General features: G+C 71.2%; 16 protein-coding genes. 5 read left to right on the top strand and 11 right to left on the bottom strand.

The annotated features are described in order from the left end of the window. Window positions 1-6: 6 nt before the first annotated feature. The gene (locus tag IE140_RS16235) at window positions 7-864 is read right to left on the bottom strand and encodes a DMT family transporter (protein ID WP_225682261.1); all 858 of its coding nucleotides are present in this window, start codon (window positions 862-864) and stop codon (window positions 7-9) included. Window positions 865-984: 120 nt separating this feature from the next. Here IE140_RS16235 and IE140_RS16240 point away from each other — a divergent pair, with 120 nt between their 5' ends. Continuing rightward, window positions 985-2,127 (top strand): winged helix DNA-binding domain-containing protein, encoded by a 1,143-nt coding sequence (locus tag IE140_RS16240; protein ID WP_150196621.1) that lies wholly within the window; start codon window positions 985-987, stop codon window positions 2,125-2,127. A gap of 15 nt (window positions 2,128-2,142) precedes the next feature. On the opposite strand, the gene IE140_RS16245 is transcribed toward IE140_RS16240, so the two are convergent. Continuing rightward, the gene (locus IE140_RS16245; RefSeq protein ID WP_150196622.1) at window positions 2,143-2,985 is read right to left on the bottom strand and encodes a response regulator transcription factor; all 843 of its coding nucleotides are present in this window, start codon (window positions 2,983-2,985) and stop codon (window positions 2,143-2,145) included. A gap of 130 nt (window positions 2,986-3,115) precedes the next feature. On the opposite strand from IE140_RS16245, the gene IE140_RS16250 reads away from it, so the two are divergent. Together IE140_RS16250 and IE140_RS16255 are read left to right on the top strand one after the other, a co-directional pair. Beyond that, entirely contained in the window at window positions 3,116-4,792 is a 1,677-nt protein-coding gene (locus IE140_RS16250; protein WP_150196623.1) for an AMP-binding protein, read from the top strand. Further along, window positions 4,789-6,438 carry an AMP-binding protein gene (locus IE140_RS16255; protein ID WP_150196624.1) on the top strand — a complete coding sequence of 550 codons (1,650 nt, stop codon included), beginning with the start codon at window positions 4,789-4,791 and terminating at the stop codon, window positions 6,436-6,438. Before IE140_RS16250 ends, IE140_RS16255 begins: the two co-directional genes overlap by 4 nt. On the opposite strand, the gene IE140_RS16260 is transcribed toward IE140_RS16255, so the two are convergent. The 3 genes from IE140_RS16260 to IE140_RS16270 form a co-directional block, all read right to left on the bottom strand. Further along, entirely contained in the window at window positions 6,422-6,619 is a 198-nt protein-coding gene (locus IE140_RS16260; protein WP_030814630.1) for a hypothetical protein, read from the bottom strand. The two genes, IE140_RS16255 and IE140_RS16260, sit on opposite strands and share 17 nt — an antisense overlap. A 9-nt stretch (window positions 6,620-6,628) precedes the next feature. Continuing rightward, complete coding sequence (locus IE140_RS16265) at window positions 6,629-7,258, bottom strand: GNAT family N-acetyltransferase (RefSeq protein WP_150196625.1); 630 nt, start codon at window positions 7,256-7,258, stop codon at window positions 6,629-6,631. Between the two features lie 78 nt (window positions 7,259-7,336). Then, window positions 7,337-8,047, bottom strand: a complete 711-nt coding sequence (locus tag IE140_RS16270) for a hypothetical protein (protein ID WP_150196626.1) — start codon at window positions 8,045-8,047, stop codon at window positions 7,337-7,339. 260 nt (window positions 8,048-8,307) lie between these two features. On the opposite strand from IE140_RS16270, the gene gcl reads away from it, so the two are divergent. Beyond that, window positions 8,308-10,092, top strand: coding sequence for a glyoxylate carboligase (gcl, locus tag IE140_RS16275; RefSeq protein ID WP_150196627.1), 1,785 nt, complete (start codon window positions 8,308-8,310; stop codon window positions 10,090-10,092). 97 nt (window positions 10,093-10,189) lie between these two features. Here the strand turns inward: gcl and IE140_RS16280 are convergent, their stop codons facing one another. Both IE140_RS16280 and IE140_RS16285 read right to left on the bottom strand, forming a co-directional pair. Beyond that, window positions 10,190-10,774 carry a TetR/AcrR family transcriptional regulator gene (locus tag IE140_RS16280; RefSeq protein ID WP_150196628.1) on the bottom strand — a complete coding sequence of 195 codons (585 nt, stop codon included), beginning with the start codon at window positions 10,772-10,774 and terminating at the stop codon, window positions 10,190-10,192. After that, on the bottom strand, window positions 10,767-11,603 hold the full coding sequence (locus IE140_RS16285; protein WP_150196629.1) for an alpha/beta fold hydrolase: 837 nt from the start codon (window positions 11,601-11,603) through the stop codon (window positions 10,767-10,769). Before IE140_RS16285 ends, IE140_RS16280 begins: the two co-directional genes overlap by 8 nt. A 197-nt stretch (window positions 11,604-11,800) precedes the next feature. Here IE140_RS16285 and IE140_RS16290 point away from each other — a divergent pair, with 197 nt between their 5' ends. Continuing rightward, window positions 11,801-11,977, top strand: a complete 177-nt coding sequence (locus IE140_RS16290; RefSeq protein WP_162600219.1) for a hypothetical protein — start codon at window positions 11,801-11,803, stop codon at window positions 11,975-11,977. Between the two features lie 7 nt (window positions 11,978-11,984). Here the strand turns inward: IE140_RS16290 and IE140_RS16295 are convergent, their stop codons facing one another. From IE140_RS16295 to IE140_RS16310, 4 genes are all read right to left on the bottom strand, one after another. Further along, entirely contained in the window at window positions 11,985-13,442 is a 1,458-nt protein-coding gene (locus IE140_RS16295; RefSeq protein ID WP_100561296.1) for a catalase, read from the bottom strand. Window positions 13,443-13,673: 231 nt separating this feature from the next. Then, the gene (locus tag IE140_RS16300) at window positions 13,674-14,567 is read right to left on the bottom strand and encodes a 2-hydroxy-3-oxopropionate reductase (protein WP_032775334.1); all 894 of its coding nucleotides are present in this window, start codon (window positions 14,565-14,567) and stop codon (window positions 13,674-13,676) included. A gap of 68 nt (window positions 14,568-14,635) precedes the next feature. Next, the gene (locus tag IE140_RS16305) at window positions 14,636-15,475 is read right to left on the bottom strand and encodes a TIM barrel protein (RefSeq protein ID WP_088574840.1); all 840 of its coding nucleotides are present in this window, start codon (window positions 15,473-15,475) and stop codon (window positions 14,636-14,638) included. Window positions 15,476-15,715: 240 nt separating this feature from the next. Further along, window positions 15,716-17,164, bottom strand: a complete 1,449-nt coding sequence (locus IE140_RS16310; protein WP_109181656.1) for a cellulose binding domain-containing protein — start codon at window positions 17,162-17,164, stop codon at window positions 15,716-15,718.

The raw sequence follows: 17,164 nt of genomic DNA on the forward strand, positions 1-17,164 counted from the left end.
GGGCGTTCACCGAGGCGCGAGCGTGCCCCTGGCCAGTGGTGTACGGGCCAGGCGCACGCAGCCCGCGGCGATCAGGGCCAGCGCGACCAGCTCGGGCACCAGCCACCACCCGGTCCGCAGCTCCTCGTCGAACAGCGTCACCCCGTACAGGATGCTGATCAGCGCGTCCCCCAGCGTCAGCATCGGCTGAACGGCCACCAGACTGCCCGCCTGCAACGCGTTCTGGAGCAGGAACAGCGCACCCACCCCGGCCGCAGCCGTGGCGTACAGCTGCCAGGACGCCAGCAGCGCCACCACCCCGCCGTCGTCCAGGTTCGCCATCGCGTCCTTCATCAGCGCCGCCGTCAGCGCGTACCCGCAGGCGGCGGCCAGACCCAGCAGCGCCGCCCGGGCGTTGCCCCGGGTACGGAGTGCGGCGACGATCAGCCCCGCCTCGAACACCCCGGTCACCAGCAGCGCCGGAATCCACGCGAGGTCCTCCACCGTGTCGCGGCCCTCGACCGGGGCCGCCGCCGCCATACCGAGCGCCAGGCCGGCCGTGACCGCCGCGACCCCGGACCAGACGGCCGCGTCCGCCCGTACCCGCATCACCAGACCGGCGACCAGCAGGGTCAGCGGCAGCTCGATCACGAAGATCGGCTGGACCACCGCGATCGGCCCGGTGGCCAGCGCGATCGCCTGGCAGACCGCCGCCACGATCACCAGCCCGATCCCCGCCAGCCACACCTTCTGCCGCACCAGACGGGTCATCAGCGACAGCCGCATCGCCTCGCTGTCGGGCACCTCCATCGCCGCCCGGCGCTGGAGTACCGAGGCGGAACCGTTGCTGAGGGCGGTCAGGACGGCGAACAGGACACTGATCACCCGGCCCATCATGGCGGCGGCCCGCCCGGGGCGCGCGGCGCGCGGGTCCGGTGGGCGTAACGCACGTACTCCGCGACATGCGGACCGTATCCGACCGCAAGTCCCGGTAGCGTGCGGGCCATGGCCGCGAAGACGCACCGCACCGCCGCACCGACCACCGTCCTCTCCACCCGGGCGCTGAACCGCGCGACCCTGGACCGACAGCTCCTGCTGCGCCGGTCACCGATGTCCGCCAAGGACGCGGTCACCCGTCTCGTCGGGCTCCAGGCCCAGAACACCAAGCCCCCGTACTTCCAGCTGTACGCCCGGCTCGCGGACTTCGACCCCGAGGAACTGTCCGCCCTGATGGAGGCCCGGGAGGTCGTCCGGACCGTCTCCCTGCGCTCCACCCTCCACACCCATACGGCGGACGACGCGCTCACCCTGGTCCCGCTGGTGCGGGCACCGCGCGACCGGGGGCTGAAGTCCTTCCGGCGCGGGCTGGAAGGCGTGGACCTGGACCGGCTCGCGGCGGTGACCGAGGAGATCGTCGAGGAGCGCCCGCGCCCGCTGGGGGAGCTGCGCGGGGAACTGCTCACCCACTGGCCGGACGCCGACCCCCTCGCGCTGTCCGTCGCCGCCCGCTGTGTGCTGCCCCTGGTCCAGGTCACCCCGCGCGGGCTCTGGGGCCGCAGCGGGCAGGTCGCCCTGACCACCGTCGAGCAGTGGCTCGGCCGGTCCACCGGATCCGCGCCCGCGCTCACGCTCGACGACACCGTGCTGCGCTACCTGGGCGCGTTCGGCCCCGCCTCGGTGATGGACTTCCAGTCATGGGCGGGCCTCACCCGCACCAAGGAGGTCTTCGAGCGGCTGCGGCCCGGGCTGCTCACCTTCCGGGACGAGCGGGGCGTCGAGCTCTTCGACCTCCCGGACGCCCCGCGCCCCGACCCCGACACCCCGGCCCCGCCCCGCTTCCTGCCCGAGTTCGACAACGTCCTGCTCGGCCACGCCGACCGCACCCGCGTCATTCCCGAAGTCAACAAGGGGCGCAACGGGAAGGGCAAGCAGACGTACGGCAGCGTCCTCGTCGACGGCTTCCTGGACGCCCTCTGGCGCGTGGAACGGGAGGGCGGTACGGCGATCCTGACCGTCCAGCCACTGCGGAGGCCGAGCCGCGCGGAGCGTACGGAGATCACCGAGGAGGCGGCGCGGATGCTGACGGTGATGACGGACGCGACGGACCACGACGTCCGGTTCGGCACGTTCCTGGACTTCGAGGACTGAGCGGCGGCCCGCGCGTCAGGGCAGCAGCCCCGCCCGGCGCGCCGCCACCACCGCCTCCAGCCGGGTGTGCGCCCCCAGCTTCCGCATGGCGGACCGCAGATACCCCTTCACCGTCTCGGGCCGCAGCCCCAGCCGCTCGGCCGCCGCCGCGTTCGTCGCGCCCGCCGCCACACACGCCACCACGTCCACCTCGCGCGGGGCGAGGCGGACCTCCCGGGCCGTGGACGCCCTGGGCCCCGACGCCGAGGCGAGCCGCCCGCAGACCTCCAGCAACTCGTCACGCAGGGCCGGGTCCACGACCCTCGGGACCAGGGCGCGCAGGTCGCGGTGGGCCTCGCGCACGTCCTCCCAGGCGCCCGGCACCGCGTTCGGATCGCTCACCCGCTCCCGGCCCGCAGCCAGCAACTGCCGCGCCGAGTCCCGTACCGCGAGCGACTGCTCCACATCGCGGGCCGCCGCCACCACCGCGTCGAACGTCCGGTCGCCGAGCGTGACCGGTGTACGCAGCGCCCCGTAGAGCACGCCCCGCACCGCACGCCGGACGACGACGGGCGCCGCGACGACCGAACGCAGGCCCTCCGCCGCCACCGCCGCGTCGTACTCATGGCTGATGTGGCGGGAGGTTGGGTAGTCCGTCACCGCGCAGGGCCGGGACAGCGCGATGGCCTTGCCGCCGAGGCCGCTCCCGGCGGAGATGACGAGACCCCGCAGGGCGCTGGTCTGCGCCCCGTTCAGCTCGGCGATCCGTGCGTGGCGCGCGTCCGACAGCAGCCCGCCGAACACCACGGGAAGCCCGCTCGTGCGGCGCAGCCTCGACAGCGCTGCCTGCATCTCCACCGCATCGACCGCTTCCGGCACTCCGACGCCCCTCCACCCGGCCCGCGCACCACCCCCGGACGGGGGAGAGGACCACCCCCGTCCGGGGGTGGTGAGACCTGGGTCACTGTTTACATGATGGTAGGCGACCGGTCCGTAATGAGGAGGGCACATGTCGGCAACCAGCGCGACCGAGACGTTCCGGGCCGCCCGGGACTTCCTGCTGGAGCACCGCGAGGACTACGAGCGGGCGTACGCCGGCTTCCGCTGGCCGCGGGCTGACCACTTCAACTGGGCGCTGGACTGGTTCGACGTCATCGCCGAGGACAACGACCGGACCGCCCTGCACATCGTGGAGGAGGACGGCCGGCGCAGCGAGGTGTCCTTCGCCGCGATGTCGGAGCGCTCCGACCGGGCGGCCAACTGGCTGAGGGCGCAGGGCGTACGGGAGGGCGACCGCATCCTCGTGATGCTCGGCAACCAGGTCGAGCTGTGGGAGACCGCGCTCGCCGCGATGAAGCTGCGCGCCGTCGTCATCCCCGCCACCCCGCTGCTGGGCCCCGCCGACCTGCGCGACCGGGTGGCGCGCGGCCGGGTGCGCCATGTGCTGGTGCGGGACGCGGACACCGCGAAGTTCGACGAGGTGCCCGGGGACTACACCCGGATCGCGGTCGGTGAGGACGTGGCGGGCTGGCTGCCGTACGCCGAGGCGGCCGATGCGCCCGCCGCGTTCACGCCCGGCCGGGAGACGGACGCCGACGAACCGCTGATGCTCTACTTCACCTCCGGCACCACCGCCAGCCCCAAGCTGGTCGAGCACACCCATGTGTCCTACCCCGTGGGCCACTTGGCGACGATGTACTGGATCGGCCTCAAGCCCGGCGACGTCCATCTGAACATCTCCTCGCCCGGCTGGGCCAAGCACGCCTGGTCCAACCTCTTCGCCCCGTGGACCGCCGAGGCCACCGTCTTCATCTTCAACTACACCCGCTTCGACGCGGTCCGGCTGATGGCCGAGATGGACCGCTCGGGCATCACCAGCTTCTGTGCCCCGCCCACCGTGTGGCGGATGCTCATCCAGGCGGACCTGAGCCAGTTGACGACCCCGCCGCGCGAGGTCGTGGCGGCCGGTGAGCCGCTGAACCCGGAGGTCATCGAGACGGTCCGGCGGGAGTGGGGCGTCACCATCCGGGACGGCTTCGGGCAGACCGAGACCGCCGTCCAGGTCGCCAACAGTCCCGGCCAGCCTCTCAAGACCGGCTCCATGGGCCGCCCGAGCCCCGGCTACACCGTCGAACTCCTCGACCCGGTGACCGGACAGCCAGGGGCCGCGGAGGGGGAGATCGCCCTCGACCTCTCCCACCGCCCCGTCGGCCTGATGACCGGCTACCACGGAGACCCCGACCGCACGGCCGAGGCGATGGCCGGCGGCTACTACCGCACCGGCGACATCGGCGCCCGCGACGAGGACGGCTACATCACCTACGTCGGCCGCGCCGACGACGTGTTCAAGGCCTCCGACTACAAGATCTCACCGTTCGAGCTGGAGAGCGCCCTGCTGGAGCACGAGGCGGTCGCCGAGGCCGCCGTCGTGCCCGCCCCCGACCCGCTGCGCCTCGCCGTCCCGAAGGCGTACGTCGTGCTCGCGGAGGGCTGGGAGCCGGGCCCGGACACCGCGAAGGTCCTCTTCGCGCACTCCCGGGCGGTCCTCGCCCCGTACAAACGCATCCGCAGGCTGGAGTTCGCGGAGCTGCCCAAGACCGTCTCGGGCAAGATCCGCCGTATCGAACTCCGCGAACGCACCGCTCTCGGCACCGGCGCCGAGTACGACGAGGGAGACCTGAAGTGAGCCCGCTCTCGTACGCGCACGGCACCGGCGACACCGCGCTGCTCGGCGACACCATCGGCCGCAACCTCGACCGGACGGCCGCCGCGCACGGCGACCGCGAGGCCCTGGTCGACGTGGCCTCGGGCCGGCGCTGGACGTACACGGAGTTCGTCGCGGACGTCGACGAGCTGGCCCGGGCCCTGATGGCGTCGGGGGTGGCGAAGGGCGACCGGGTCGGCATCTGGGCGGTCAACTGCCCCGAGTGGGTGCTCGTCCAGTACGCCACCGCCCGGATCGGGGCCGTCATGGGCACCGTCAACCCGGCCTACCGCGCCCACGAGGTGGAGTTCGTCCTGAAGCAGGCGGACATCTCCCTGCTGATCGCCTCGCTCTCCCACCGCACCAGCGACTACCGCGCCCTCGTCGAGGAGGTCCGTGGCAACTGCCCCGGCCTGCGGGCGGTCCACTACATCGGCGACCCGTCCTGGGCGGAGCTGACCGCCGCCGCCCCCGCCGTCACACGTGACCAACTGGCCGCCCGCGAGGCGGAGCTGTCCTGCGACGACCCGATCAACATCCAGTACACCTCGGGCACCACCGGCTTCCCCAAGGGGGCGACCCTCTCCCACCACAACATCCTCAACAACGGCTATTTCGTGGGGGAGACGATCGCCTACACCGAGGCGGACCGGGTCTGCCTCCCGGTGCCCTTCTACCACTGCTTCGGCATGGTGATGGGCAACCTCGCCGCCACCTCGCACGGCGCCTGCATCGTGATCCCCGGCCCGTCCTTCGAACCCGCCACCGTGCTCGCCGCCGTCCAGCAGGAGCGCTGCACCTCGCTGTACGGGGTGCCCACCATGTTCATCGCCGAACTGAACCTGCCGGACTTCGCCGCGTACGACCTCTCCTCGTTGCGTACCGGGATCATGGCGGGTTCCCCCTGCCCGGCCGAGGTGATGAAGAGGGTCGTCGCCGAGATGCACATGGCCGAGGTGTCCATCTGCTACGGGATGACGGAGACCTCCCCCGTCTCCACCCAGACCCGCCGCGACGACGACCTGGAGCGCCGCACCGGCACGGTGGGCCGCGTACTGCCGCACATCGAGGTCAAGGTCGTCGACCCGGTCACCGGCGTCACCCTGCCGCGCGGCAGCTCGGGCGAACTGCGCACCCGGGGCTACAGCGTGATGCTCGGCTACTGGGACCAGCCCGACCGCACCGCCGAGGTGATCGACGCCGGGCGGTGGATGCACACGGGCGACCTCGCGGTCATGGGCGAGGACGGATACGTCCAGGTCGTCGGCCGGATCAAGGACATGATCATCCGGGGCGGCGAGAACGTGTACCCGAGGGAGATCGAGGAGTTCCTGCACGGCCACCCGAAGATCGCCGACGTCCAGGTGGTCGGCATCCCGGACGCGCGGTACGGCGAGGAGATCCTGGCCTGCGTCATCCCCCGCGACCCGGCCGACCCTCCCACCCTGGAGGAGCTCACCGACCACTGCCGGGAGCGGCTCGCGCACTACAAGATCCCGCGCAGGCTGCGGATCCTGGAGACCTTCCCGATGACAGTCAGCGGGAAGGTCCGCAAGATCGAACTGCGCGAGACGTACGCGGACTGGGAGGTGGGCGGAAGCCAGGCCCGGGTCAGGCGGCTTCGATGATGTCGGGGCCGCCCCGGGTCGCCGCCGCCCACTCGATGAGCAGCACCTCGTACGTCGCCGCCTCCACCGCGGACCAGTCCGGTCCGGTGGCGTCGACGAGCGCGCGGATGGCCTCGTTGGCCTGCTCGGCGGCGGGCGCGGGGCGGTCTGCGGGGTGGGAGCTGTCAGGGAGTAAAGCCATGCGCACAGTTTAAGGGCCACCACTGACAGCCACGGTCCGGGAACTCCCCGGGGCCCCCGAAGTGTCCGGAACCGGTGGGGTCTTCGCGGGCTTCGGGGCCGGCGACGGCCGGGGGACGGGCGACAGTTCGCGTCGCATGCAGACCCGGGGCCAGCGGTCGAGGCCGTGCTGGGCCTCCTCGGCGCGGATCGCCCGGAGCCCGTCGGTGAGTTCGTGCTCGGTCAGGACCCGGAAGCCGATCCGGGTGTAGTACGGGGCGTTCCACGGCACGTCGGTGAAGGTGGTCAGGGTGAGCGCCGTCATGCCCCGCCGCGCTGCCAGGGCGGCGAGGTGGGCGATCAGGTCCCGGCCGATACCCCGGCGGGCGGCGGCGGGGTCGACCGACACCTGCTCGATGTGCAGGGCGTCGTCGACGGGATCGGCGAGCACATAGCCGAGCGGCCGGTCGCCGGTGGCGGAGAGGGGGTCGGTGGCCACCCAGCAACGGCCTGCCTGCCGGTAGCTCTCCAGCAGGTCGAGCGGGGGCGGATCGTCGTCGGCCACGAAGGCCATGCCCAGGGCGCGGAACGGTTCCCCTGCGGCGCGCTCGATCTCCTGGAGCAGCGGGAGATCCGAGCGTCTGGCGGAGCGGATACGCATGTACTCAGTGTGCCGCGCCGGAAGCCGGACCGGTACGCGGGTGGCCGGATCCGGCTGCCCGGGCACGGCCCGGCTCGTTCAGGCGCCCGTGCTCACCAGTTCGTCGGCAGGGCTGTTCACCGGCTGCGGGGTCCCGGTCAGGTCGATCACGAAGAGCGGGAGACCGACGCCGTCCGCGCGGGCCCGGGCGTCGGGGGCGTACCCCGCGAGGGAGAAGAACACCCCGGCCGCCGAGGTGCCCAGCGCGTTGAGCCAGAGGGTCTCGACCGCGCGCAGCGTCGCCGGGCGGGTGCTGGAGTCGACCTGGGCGATGACGCCGTCGCCCCGCAGATCGATGCCGGAGGCCGGCCCGGCGCCGGGCCGGCCGACGTCGCGGAAACCGAGCCAGGTCAGATACCGACCGGCCGCGCTCACCGCGTCGTGGCCCGTACGGATCGTCATCGGGCTGAACGCGGGGCGCGGGTGCGCGGCGGTGCGCGGCAGGGGGATGTGGGCCGACGAGACCGGTGAGGACGGGGACGGGGCGGCGGCCACCGGGCGGACCGGTATCCGCAGGACGGTGCCGCACGGGCAGCACAGCTCGGGCTGCGGCCACTGGTCCTCCCGGGCGCAGGACGCGCAGCGGACGGTGACCCAGACGTCGTTCCAGCTGCGGTGGCCGACCCGGACCGCCGGGGCGTCGCGGAGCAGCGGCGGGGTCGTGGGCATGCCGCACGGGCAGGGGTAGGCCGGTGTGCTGTAGGCGTGGTCCCGGTTGCAGACGGGGCACCGGACCGGCACGGACTCCACGTGTCTCTCCCTCCGGCACGGCCGCGCGACCGACTCCGCTCCGTGCCTGACTCGTCACCCCATCGTCCACCAGGAGCGAGGCTCTGGGGAGGGGATCGACGTACTTCGTGCGGTGCGTGCGGCGGTGTACGCCCTTGACTGCGATCGCCCCAGCTTCTAGATTGCTTCCATATAGCAGAACTAAGTTTCCGTAATACGGAATTGGTGCTCTCAGGTGGCGCGACAGAGCCCGACTCCACCAATCCCGAGCAGGAGCTTCCATGCCTCGTATGACCGCTGCCCGAGCGGCAGTTGAGATCCTGAAGCGCGAAGGCGTCAGCAATGCGTTCGGCGTTCCGGGCGCGGCGATCAACCCCTTCTACGCGGCCCTCAAGGCCTCGGGCGGGGTTCACCACACGCTGGCCCGCCACGTCGAGGGCGCCTCCCACATGGCGGAGGGGTACACCCGGGCCAAGGCCGGCAACATCGGCGTCTGCATCGGTACGTCGGGCCCCGCGGGCACCGACATGATCACCGGGCTGTACTCGGCCATCGCCGACTCCATCCCGATCCTCTGCATCACCGGCCAGGCGCCGACGGCGGTCCTGCACAAGGAGGACTTCCAGGCCGTCGACATCTCCTCGATCGCCAAGCCGGTCACCAAGGCCGCGACCACCGTCCTGGAGGCCGCGCAGGTCCCCGGCGTCTTCCAGCAGGCCTTCCACCTGATGCGCACCGGCCGCCCCGGCCCGGTCCTCATCGACCTGCCGATCGACGTCCAGCTCACCGAGATCGAGTTCGACCCCGAGCTGTACGAGCCCATCCCGGTCCACAAGCCCGCGGCATCCCGCAAGCAGATCGAGCGGGCCGTGCGGATGCTGAACGACTCGGAGCGCCCCGTGCTCGTCGCGGGCGGCGGCATCATCAACGCCGACGCCTCCGAACTGCTCGTGGAGTTCGCCGAGCTGACCGGCGTCCCCGTCATCCCGACCCTGATGGGCTGGGGCATCGTCCCCGACGACCACGAGCTGAACGCCGGCATGGTGGGCCTCCAGACCTCGCACCGCTACGGCAACGCGAACTTCCTGGAGTCCGACTTCGTCCTCGGCATCGGCAACCGCTGGGCCAACCGCCACACCGGCAAGCTGGACGTCTACACCCAGGGCCGCACCTTCGTCCACGTCGACATCGAGCCCACCCAGATCGGCAAGATCTTCGCCCCGGACCTCGGCATCGCCTCCGACGCCAAGGCCGCGCTGACGCTCTTCGTCGAGGTGGCGCGCGAGCTGAAGGCGGCGGGCGAGCTGAAGGACCGTTCGGCCTGGGCCGCCTCCACGCAGGAGCGCAAGGCGACCCTCCAGCGCAGGACGCACTTCGACAACGTGCCGCTCAAGCCGCAGCGCGTGTACGAGGAGATGAACCGGGCGTTCGGCCCGGAGACCCGTTACGTCACCACGATCGGGCTCTCCCAGATCGCGGGCGCGCAGATGCTGCACGTCTACAAGCCCCGCCACTGGATCAACTGCGGCCAGGCGGGCCCGCTGGGCTGGACGATCCCGGCCGCGCTGGGTGTCGCCACCGCGGACCCGGAGGGCACCGTCGTCGCCCTCTCCGGCGACTACGACTTCCAGTTCATGCTGGAGGAGCTGGCCGTGGGCGCGCAGCACCGCATCCCGTACGTCCACGTCCTGGTGAACAACTCCTACCTGGGGCTCATCCGCCAGGCGCAGCGCAACTTCGACATCGACTTCCAGGTCAACCTGGAGTTCGAGAACCTCAACTCCCCGGAGCTGGGCGTCTACGGCGTCGACCACGTCAAGGTCGTCGAGGGCCTCGGCTGCAAGGCGATCCGGGTCACCGAGCCGGACCAGCTGCTGCCGGCCTTCGAGGAGGCGAAGAAGCTGGCGGCGGAGTTCCGTGTCCCGGTCGTCGTCGAGGCGATCCTGGAGCGGGTCACGAACATCGCGATGAGCGGTACGGACATCGCGTCGGTCAACGAGTTCGAGGACATCGCCACGGACCCGTCCCACGCACCCACCGCGATCCGCCCCCTGACCGTGTCCTGACCCGTCCAGCACCGAACGAGGGCCCCTGGCCCGGAGCAACCTCCGGGCCAGGGGCCCTCGCGCTGGGACTGAGGACCGGAGCCGCCGCGAACGGTCCTCACGGTGCGGAAGCGTGCTCAGCAGGGTCGGCCCGCAAGCCGGCGATCAGGGTGTCGACGAGGAAGTGGAAACTCCGGGTGACGTCACGGGGCAGCCCGAAGCCGCCTGCGCCCTCCAGGGTGACGAACCCGTGAAGTGCTGATCGCAGCGTCCGTGCGGAGTCGACCACGCGCGCGTCGGGCAGGCCGAAACCGGCGAGTACGGCGAGCAGAACCTGCAACGTCTCCTCGCCCGCGTGGCGGTCCTCCTCGTCACCGGCCGCCGGAGCGGGGACGGTGGCGGCATAGCGGCCGGGATGCTCCAGGGCCCAGTGCCGGTAGCTGTCGGCGAACGCCCGCACCGCGTCCGGGCCGGAACGGCCGACGCACTCCCGGGCCAGATGATGGCCGAACTCGCGCTTGGCCCGGACGGAGATGCCGCGCCGCAGTTCGTGCAGGGAGCCGACGTGCTTGTACAGCGACGGCGGCCGTACGCCGAGCCTGTCGGCGAGCAGACCCATGGTCAGGCCCGCCCAGCCGACCTCGTCGGCGAGTTCCGCCCCCGCCGCGACGACGGCGTTCGTGTCGAGGCCCGCCCTAGGCACGGGTGTGCGTTTCCAGGAAGGCGAGCATCAGGGACACGGTCTCCTCGGGGTACTGGTCGTGCGGGTAGTGGCCCGCTCCCTCGATCACCGAGACCTCTCCGACACCGGCGGGCATCGCGGCCACGATCGCCTCGCCCTCGGCGCGCGGATCGACCCAGTCGGGGTCGAGCGAGCCCTCCACGATCAGGGCGGGGCACCGCACGTTGCCCAGCTGGGCGCCGGCGTCGGTCGGCGCCGACTGCCCCATCTTCCGCAACGCCTGCATCCGGCTGCGCTCGCCCAGCATCGCCTCGACGCGGGCCAGCCGCTCGGCCCAGTCGGCCGGCTTGCGGCCCGGGTAGGCGTGGTCGAGATAGCGGGACCACAGTCCCGCGCTGCCGAACAGAGCGGCGCCGAGCAGACGGAAGGCGCCCTGACGGTAGTTCTTCGAGCGGAAGTCGCCGAGCTTGATCGACTGCGCGCGGGTGAAGGGCCCCAGTTCGATGATGCCCCTGACCAGGCCGGGTTCCTGGGCGGCCGCGATGGTGGCGGCACCGCCGGAGATCGAGTGACCGACCAGGACGGCGGGGCCGCCCCCGAGGTGACGGATCACCGTGAGCAGGTCGCCCGCGATGTCGGTGCGCGAGTAGGAAGGCCATTGCGCGCTCGACTCGCCGCAGCCCCGCAGATCGACCGCGGCCACGCGGTACCCCGCCGCCACCAGACGCGGCTGGACGAACCTGTACGCCGCGCGGCTGTCGCCCATGCCGTGGGCCAGGACGACCAGCGGTCCCTGGCCGTCGGCCTCGTAGGCGAGCGTGCCGCCCGGGACGGAGATGAACTCGGTCATGACATCTCCCTGCTCGGTAGGTGCACCAGCTGCAAGCTAATGCAATTAGCTAAAGGCTAATGCTCGTAGCCAAGAGGGTCAAGCACGGGCGGACGAAGAGCCCGTCCGGTGGCGGAGGACGGGCCGGCCTGGTGCGGACATGCGAGAAGGGTGTGGAGTACGGGACCGTATCCGTACTCCACGCCCTTGTTCAGGGGGTGACAGGGACCGCGGCGGCGGCGATCGGCCCGGGCGAGGGCGTCTCCTTCAGGTCAGGAGACGGTCCCCGGGCCTTCACCACCGCACTGGCATCGCACAGCCGCCGCGGCCTCGTCGTCCTGCCCGTCCCGCGCGGCACCCCTCATCCGGGTGCGCGGTACGAGCAGGGGCATTGAAAGAGGCTCAGTCCTCGCGCAGGGCGCGGACCGCCTCCTCCACGCGCTTGCCGTAGTCGGCGTCGGCGGCGTGGAAGTGGGCGAGGTTCTTCTCGATCACGTCGTCGCGGGTGACCTGCGAGAGGCCTCCGGCGATGTTCGCGACCAGGCGGCCCTTCTCGTCCTCCGACATGAGCCGGAAGAGTTCGCCCGCCTGGAAGAAGTCGTCGTCCTTGGCGTGGGCGGGCGCCTCGTGCGTACCCGTCCAGCCGTGGATCGCGAGCGGCGCGGCGAGCGCCGCGTCCGTCTGCGCCGGACCGGAGTACGAGTTGGGCTCGTAGTTCTTGTCGTGGCGCGAGCCGTTGCGCGTCGCGTGGATGCCGTCGCGCCCGTAGTTGTCGACGACGGCCGTGCGCGGCGCGTTCACCGGCAGGTGGGTGTGGTTGACGCCCAGCCGGTAGCGGTGCGCGTCCGCGTAGGCGAACAGCCGGCCCTGGAGCATCTTGTCCGGGGACGGACCGATGCCGGGCACGAAGTTGTTCGGGGAGAACGCGGCCTGCTCGACCTCGGCGAAGACGTTGTCCGGGTTCCGGTCCAGGACCAGGCGGCCGACCCGCTGGAGCGGGTAGTCGCTGTGCGGCCACACCTTGGTGAGGTCGAACGGGTTGAACCGGTAGTCCGCGGCCTCGGCGGCCGGCATCACCTGGACGTACAGCGTCCAGGACGGGTTGACGCCGCGCTCGATGGCCTGGAGCAGGTCCGTCTGGTGCGAGTTGGCGTCCTTGCCGACGAGCTCGGCGGCCTGGTCGGCGGAGAGGGACCGCACGCCCTGGTTCGTCTTGAAGTGGTACTTGACGAAGAAGGCCTCGCCCTCGGCGTTCGTCCACTGGTAGGTGTGCGAGCCGTAGCCGTTCATGTGGCGGTACGAGGCGGGGATGCCGCGGTCGCCCATCAGCCAGGTGATCTGGTGCGTCGCCTCGGGGGCGTGCGCCCAGAAGTCCCAGACGTTGTCCGGCTCCTGCTTGCCCGTGAACGGGTCGCGCTTCTGCGAGTGGATGAAGTCGGGGAACTTGATCGGGTCCTTGATGAAGAACACCGGGGTGTTGTTGCCGACCAGGTCGTAATTGCCCTCGTCCGTGTAGAACTTGAGGGCGAAGCCGCGCGGGTCGCGGACCGCGTCCGCGCCGCCGAGGGAGTCGGCGACGGTCGAGAAGCGGAGGAACGTCTCGGTGCGTTTGCCGACCGAGGAGAGGAAGTCGGCCCGGGTGAAGCCCGTGACGTCGTCGGTCACCTCGAAGTAGCCGTACGCACCGGAACCACGGGCGTGCACCACGCGCTCCGGGATGCGCTCACGGTTGAAGCGGGCGAGCTTCTCCAGAAGGTGCTGGTCCTGGAGGAGGATCGGTCCACCGACACCGGCGGTGGCGGAGTTCTGGTTGTCGGCGACCGGGGCGCCTGACTCGGTCGTGAGCACACGCTTAGCCATGTGGCGGGATGACCTTTCGTACGAGCTGCTGACGGCTTGAGGAGCGTAGATTCGCCGCGGAGGAGGCGTCAACAGTTTGTTGAAAACGAAGTGTGTGGTTCCGGGCCGCGGCAGCGCCTGGGCGCGACAGGACAGGTGTCAGCGCCACCGCGGCCCGGAGATCAGGGGGCCCGCCGTGCGGGCCGTGGCCCCGTATGAGGCCAGAAGCTCCTTGCGGAGCCGGGGGAGGGGTCAGACCTGGGAGCCGGACAGCCGCTCGACCGAGCGCAGCAGCGCCGAGTGGTCCAGGCCGCCGTCGCCCTGGGCGCGCAGCGAGGCGACCAGCTGGGCGACCACACCGCCGACGGGCAGAGCGGCGCCGACGTTGCGGGCGGCGTCCGTGACGATGCCCATGTCCTTGTGGTGCAGGTCGATCCGGAAGCCGGGGGCGAAGTCCCGCTTCAGGAAGTTGTCCTTCTTGCGGGTCAGCACGGTCGAGCCGGCCAGGCCGCCGTTGAGCACGTCCAGCGCGGCGGTGAGGTCCACCCCGGACTTCTCCAGGAAGACCACGGCCTCGGCGCAGGCCTGGATGTTGACCGCGACGATCAGCTGGTTGGCGGCCTTCACCGTCTGGCCGGACCCGTGCGGGCCGCAGAGCACGATGGTCTTGCCGAGCGCCTCCAGGAGCGGCTTCGCGGCGTCGAAGTCCGCCTGCTCACCGCCGACCATGATGGACAGGACGGCCTCGATGGCGCCGGCCTCGCCGCCGGAGACCGGCGCGTCCAGGACCCGGATGCCCTTCTCCGCCGCGTTCTTGGCGAGGTCGACCGAGGTCTGCGGGGTGATGGAGGACATGTCCACCAGCAGCGCGCCGCGCTTCGCGTTCTCCAGGATGCCGTCGGGGCCGTACGCGATGGCCTCGACCTGCGGCGATGCGGGCACCATCGTGATGACGACATCCGCGTCCCCGACCGCGTCCGCGATCGAGGTGGCGCCGGTGCCGCCGGCCGCGACCAGCCGGTCGATCTTGTCCTGCTCCAGGGTGTATCCGGTGACGGAGTAACCGGCCTTGATCAGGTTCTCCGACATGGGGGAGCCCATGATGCCGAGACCGATCCACGCAACCTTGGGGAGGTTGTTGCTCATGAGGGTGCCTTCCTGAAAAACGTGTGTACGTAAGGGCGTTGGGACCGCCCTGTCGTGGAACCGGCCGGTCAGCCGGCCGCTCGGGCCGACGCCGGGAGCCAGTCGAAGGAGTCGGCGCTCGGGCGGTCGCCCGGCTTGTACTCCAGGCCGACCCAGCCCGTGTAACCGGCGTCCTTCAGCTCGTCGAGCAGCCGCTCCAGCGGAAGCGAGCCGGTGCCCGGCGCGCCGCGCCCCGGGTTGTCGGCGATCTGGACGTGACCGGTCTTCGCGGCGTACGCCTTGATGACCTGGCTCAGGTCCTCGCCGTTCATCGAGAGGTGGTACAGGTCCAGCAGGAACTTCGCGTTCCCGAGGCCCGTCGCCGCGTTCACCTTGTCGACGACCTCGATCGCGGCCGGTGCGCTGACCAGCGGATAGAGCGGCGACTCCGGCTTGTTGAGGGTCTCGACCAGGAGGATCGCCCCGACGCGGTCCGCCGCGCGGGCGGCCAGCACCAGGTTCTCCAGCGCGAGCGCGTCCTGCACCTGCGGGTCCGCGCCCTCGACGCGGTTGCCGTACAGCGCGTTGAGCGCCGTGCAGCCGACCGAGGCGGCGAAGTCGGCCGCCACCTCGATGTTGGCGCGGAAGCGGTCCGACTCCTCACCGGGCACGGAGAGCGCGCCGCGGTCGGGGCCGGGCAGCTGTCCGGCGTAGAAGTTCAGTCCCACCAGCTGGGTGCCGGCGTCGTCGAGCGCCTTCTTGAGGGCGTCGAGCTCCGCCTGCGGTGGGGTGGGGGTCTCGATCCAGGGCCACCACAGCTCGACCGCGGTGAAGCCCGCCGCGGCGGCTGCCGCGGGACGCTCCAGAAGCGGGAGTTCCGTGAAGAGGATCGAGAGGTTCACATCGAAGCGCTGGTCCGGGTATCCCATGAGGATTTCGGCGCTCCTTCCGTATTGCGGAAGTTAGTTTCTGCTTAACGGAAGATTGCCCGGAGGGGGGCAGAGCTGTCAAGGGGGTGCCGCAAAATTCGCCCCGGTCGGCGGCGTACGGGAGCGGCGGGGCGGGTGCCTTCGGACCTGCGGACCCGGGCCCCTCCGGGCATACGAAAGCGGGGCGGGGGCCGCCGTCGACCCCCGCCCCGCCCGGCCCTCACGCCGTACGTACCGCTCCTAGCTCCCCGGAACCGTGTCCTCGAAGCTCGTCCCCGCACTGCGGTACGCCCCGACCATCGCGTTCACCTGGGACGGGGTGAGCACCTGGTCCTTCACATGCAGGACGTAGTCCACCTGCTGGTCGTAGGCGCGGGGTGTCGTGCTCGGCTGGCCCTCCAGATCGATCAGCCACTGGTTGAAGTTGATCGACATCGGCCGCTCGGGCAGATACGCCGCCCCGTGCGTCCCGAAGTGCTGGCCGTCGACGTAGTACGTGATCTGGTTGTCGTCGATCGTCACCACCAGGTCGTGCCAGCCCGCGTACGACGCCCGGACCTCGCTGTGCGCGTTGACCGCCTCCCACGGGTCGGGCCGGTAGGTCTCCCACGAGGTCGTGTAGAGGATGTTGGCCGGTTCGCCCCAGCCGCCGTTCGGCAGATACTCGAAGTCGTACTCCGCGTAGTCGTCCGCCATCGGCGCCTTGAGGTCGTTGATCGTGAAGAAGGTCTGCACGATCCGGTCGCCGTCCGGGCCCGAGCGCGGCGCGTCGCTGAACTTCACCCGCGACGCGTACGTCCCGTTCTTGAACTTCATCGACTTGGTCAGGATCTCGGTGTGCTTCGTCGAAGCGCCCGTGCCCGCCGTCGACGTCTCCAGGTTCATCACCGAGTTTCCGCCCTGGTCGGCGAAGGTGACGTTCTCCGGGGCCCAGGTCGCGCCCGGTACGCCGGGGCCGCCCGAGTTGGACCGTACGCTCCAGCCGTTGGCTCCGATCTTCGGGTCGGTGTGGGAGCTGTAGTCGAAGTCGTCAAACAGCGTCGGCGCGTCCCCCGGCGGGTCGGTGGGCGGGTCCGTCGGGTCCGGCGGATCGGTCGGGCCGTTGCCCCCGGGCGCCTCGCCCCACACGGTCGCCCCGTTCACGTGGGCCGTCACCTTGGACCAGTCGCCGTACGCGGTCCGGTCCGGGCCGAAGGAGTAGTCGTCGGACTGCACGAGCGAGGCCCAGGACGCCTGGTGGAAGCGCAGTTGCATGTCGCCCGTGTCCGCGCCCGGGGCGAGCGAGCCCGCCCCGGCGGTGAAGCCGATCTCCAGATAGCGGTCGGCGGTGGCGGTCGGGTTCGCGAGCGTCCCGAACGTACCGGTGATGTTCGCGCACCCCTTCACCGCCCAGGAGCAGGCGAACCGGTAGGCGGCGGACGCCGAGTCGGCCTTGAAGTAGTAGCGGACCTTGACGCTGCTGAGCGGTACGGACGTGGAGCCGGCGTTGCGGACCTTCAGCCACGGCTCGCTCTGGTCGGCGCTCGCACCGGACGCGCTCGTACGGTACTGGACCACGATCCCGTCGGCAGCGGCGGACGCCGAGGACGGCAACGCGGCCAGACCGGTGACGGCCAGGGCCACGGCGGCGGCCGAGGCGGCGGCGGTGCGCAGCCTGGACCTGCGCGGATTCCTGCGTGATGTGTGCAC

The sequence above is a fragment of the Streptomyces parvus genome, from assembly GCF_014648875.1.
GTDB classification, from domain to species: domain Bacteria; phylum Actinomycetota; class Actinomycetes; order Streptomycetales; family Streptomycetaceae; genus Streptomyces; species Streptomyces parvus.

Bases quoted from the DNA above. Each gene is read 5' to 3' on its own strand.
- IE140_RS16240 (WP_150196621.1), top strand. From the start codon at position 985: ATGGCCGCGAAGACGCACCGCACCGCCGCACCGACCACCGTCCTCTCC.
- IE140_RS16250 (WP_150196623.1), top strand. From the start codon at position 3,116: ATGTCGGCAACCAGCGCGACCGAGACGTTCCGGGCCGCCCGGGACTTC.
- IE140_RS16260 (WP_030814630.1), bottom strand. From the start codon at position 6,619: ATGGCTTTACTCCCTGACAGCTCCCACCCCGCAGACCGCCCCGCGCCC.
- IE140_RS16265 (WP_150196625.1), bottom strand. From the start codon at position 7,258: ATGCGTATCCGCTCCGCCAGACGCTCGGATCTCCCGCTGCTCCAGGAG.
- gcl (WP_150196627.1), top strand. From the start codon at position 8,308: ATGCCTCGTATGACCGCTGCCCGAGCGGCAGTTGAGATCCTGAAGCGC.
- IE140_RS16285 (WP_150196629.1), bottom strand. From the start codon at position 11,603: ATGACCGAGTTCATCTCCGTCCCGGGCGGCACGCTCGCCTACGAGGCC.
- IE140_RS16295 (WP_100561296.1), bottom strand. From the start codon at position 13,442: ATGGCTAAGCGTGTGCTCACGACCGAGTCAGGCGCCCCGGTCGCCGAC.
- IE140_RS16300 (WP_032775334.1), bottom strand. From the start codon at position 14,567: ATGAGCAACAACCTCCCCAAGGTTGCGTGGATCGGTCTCGGCATCATG.
- IE140_RS16305 (WP_088574840.1), bottom strand. From the start codon at position 15,475: ATGGGATACCCGGACCAGCGCTTCGATGTGAACCTCTCGATCCTCTTC.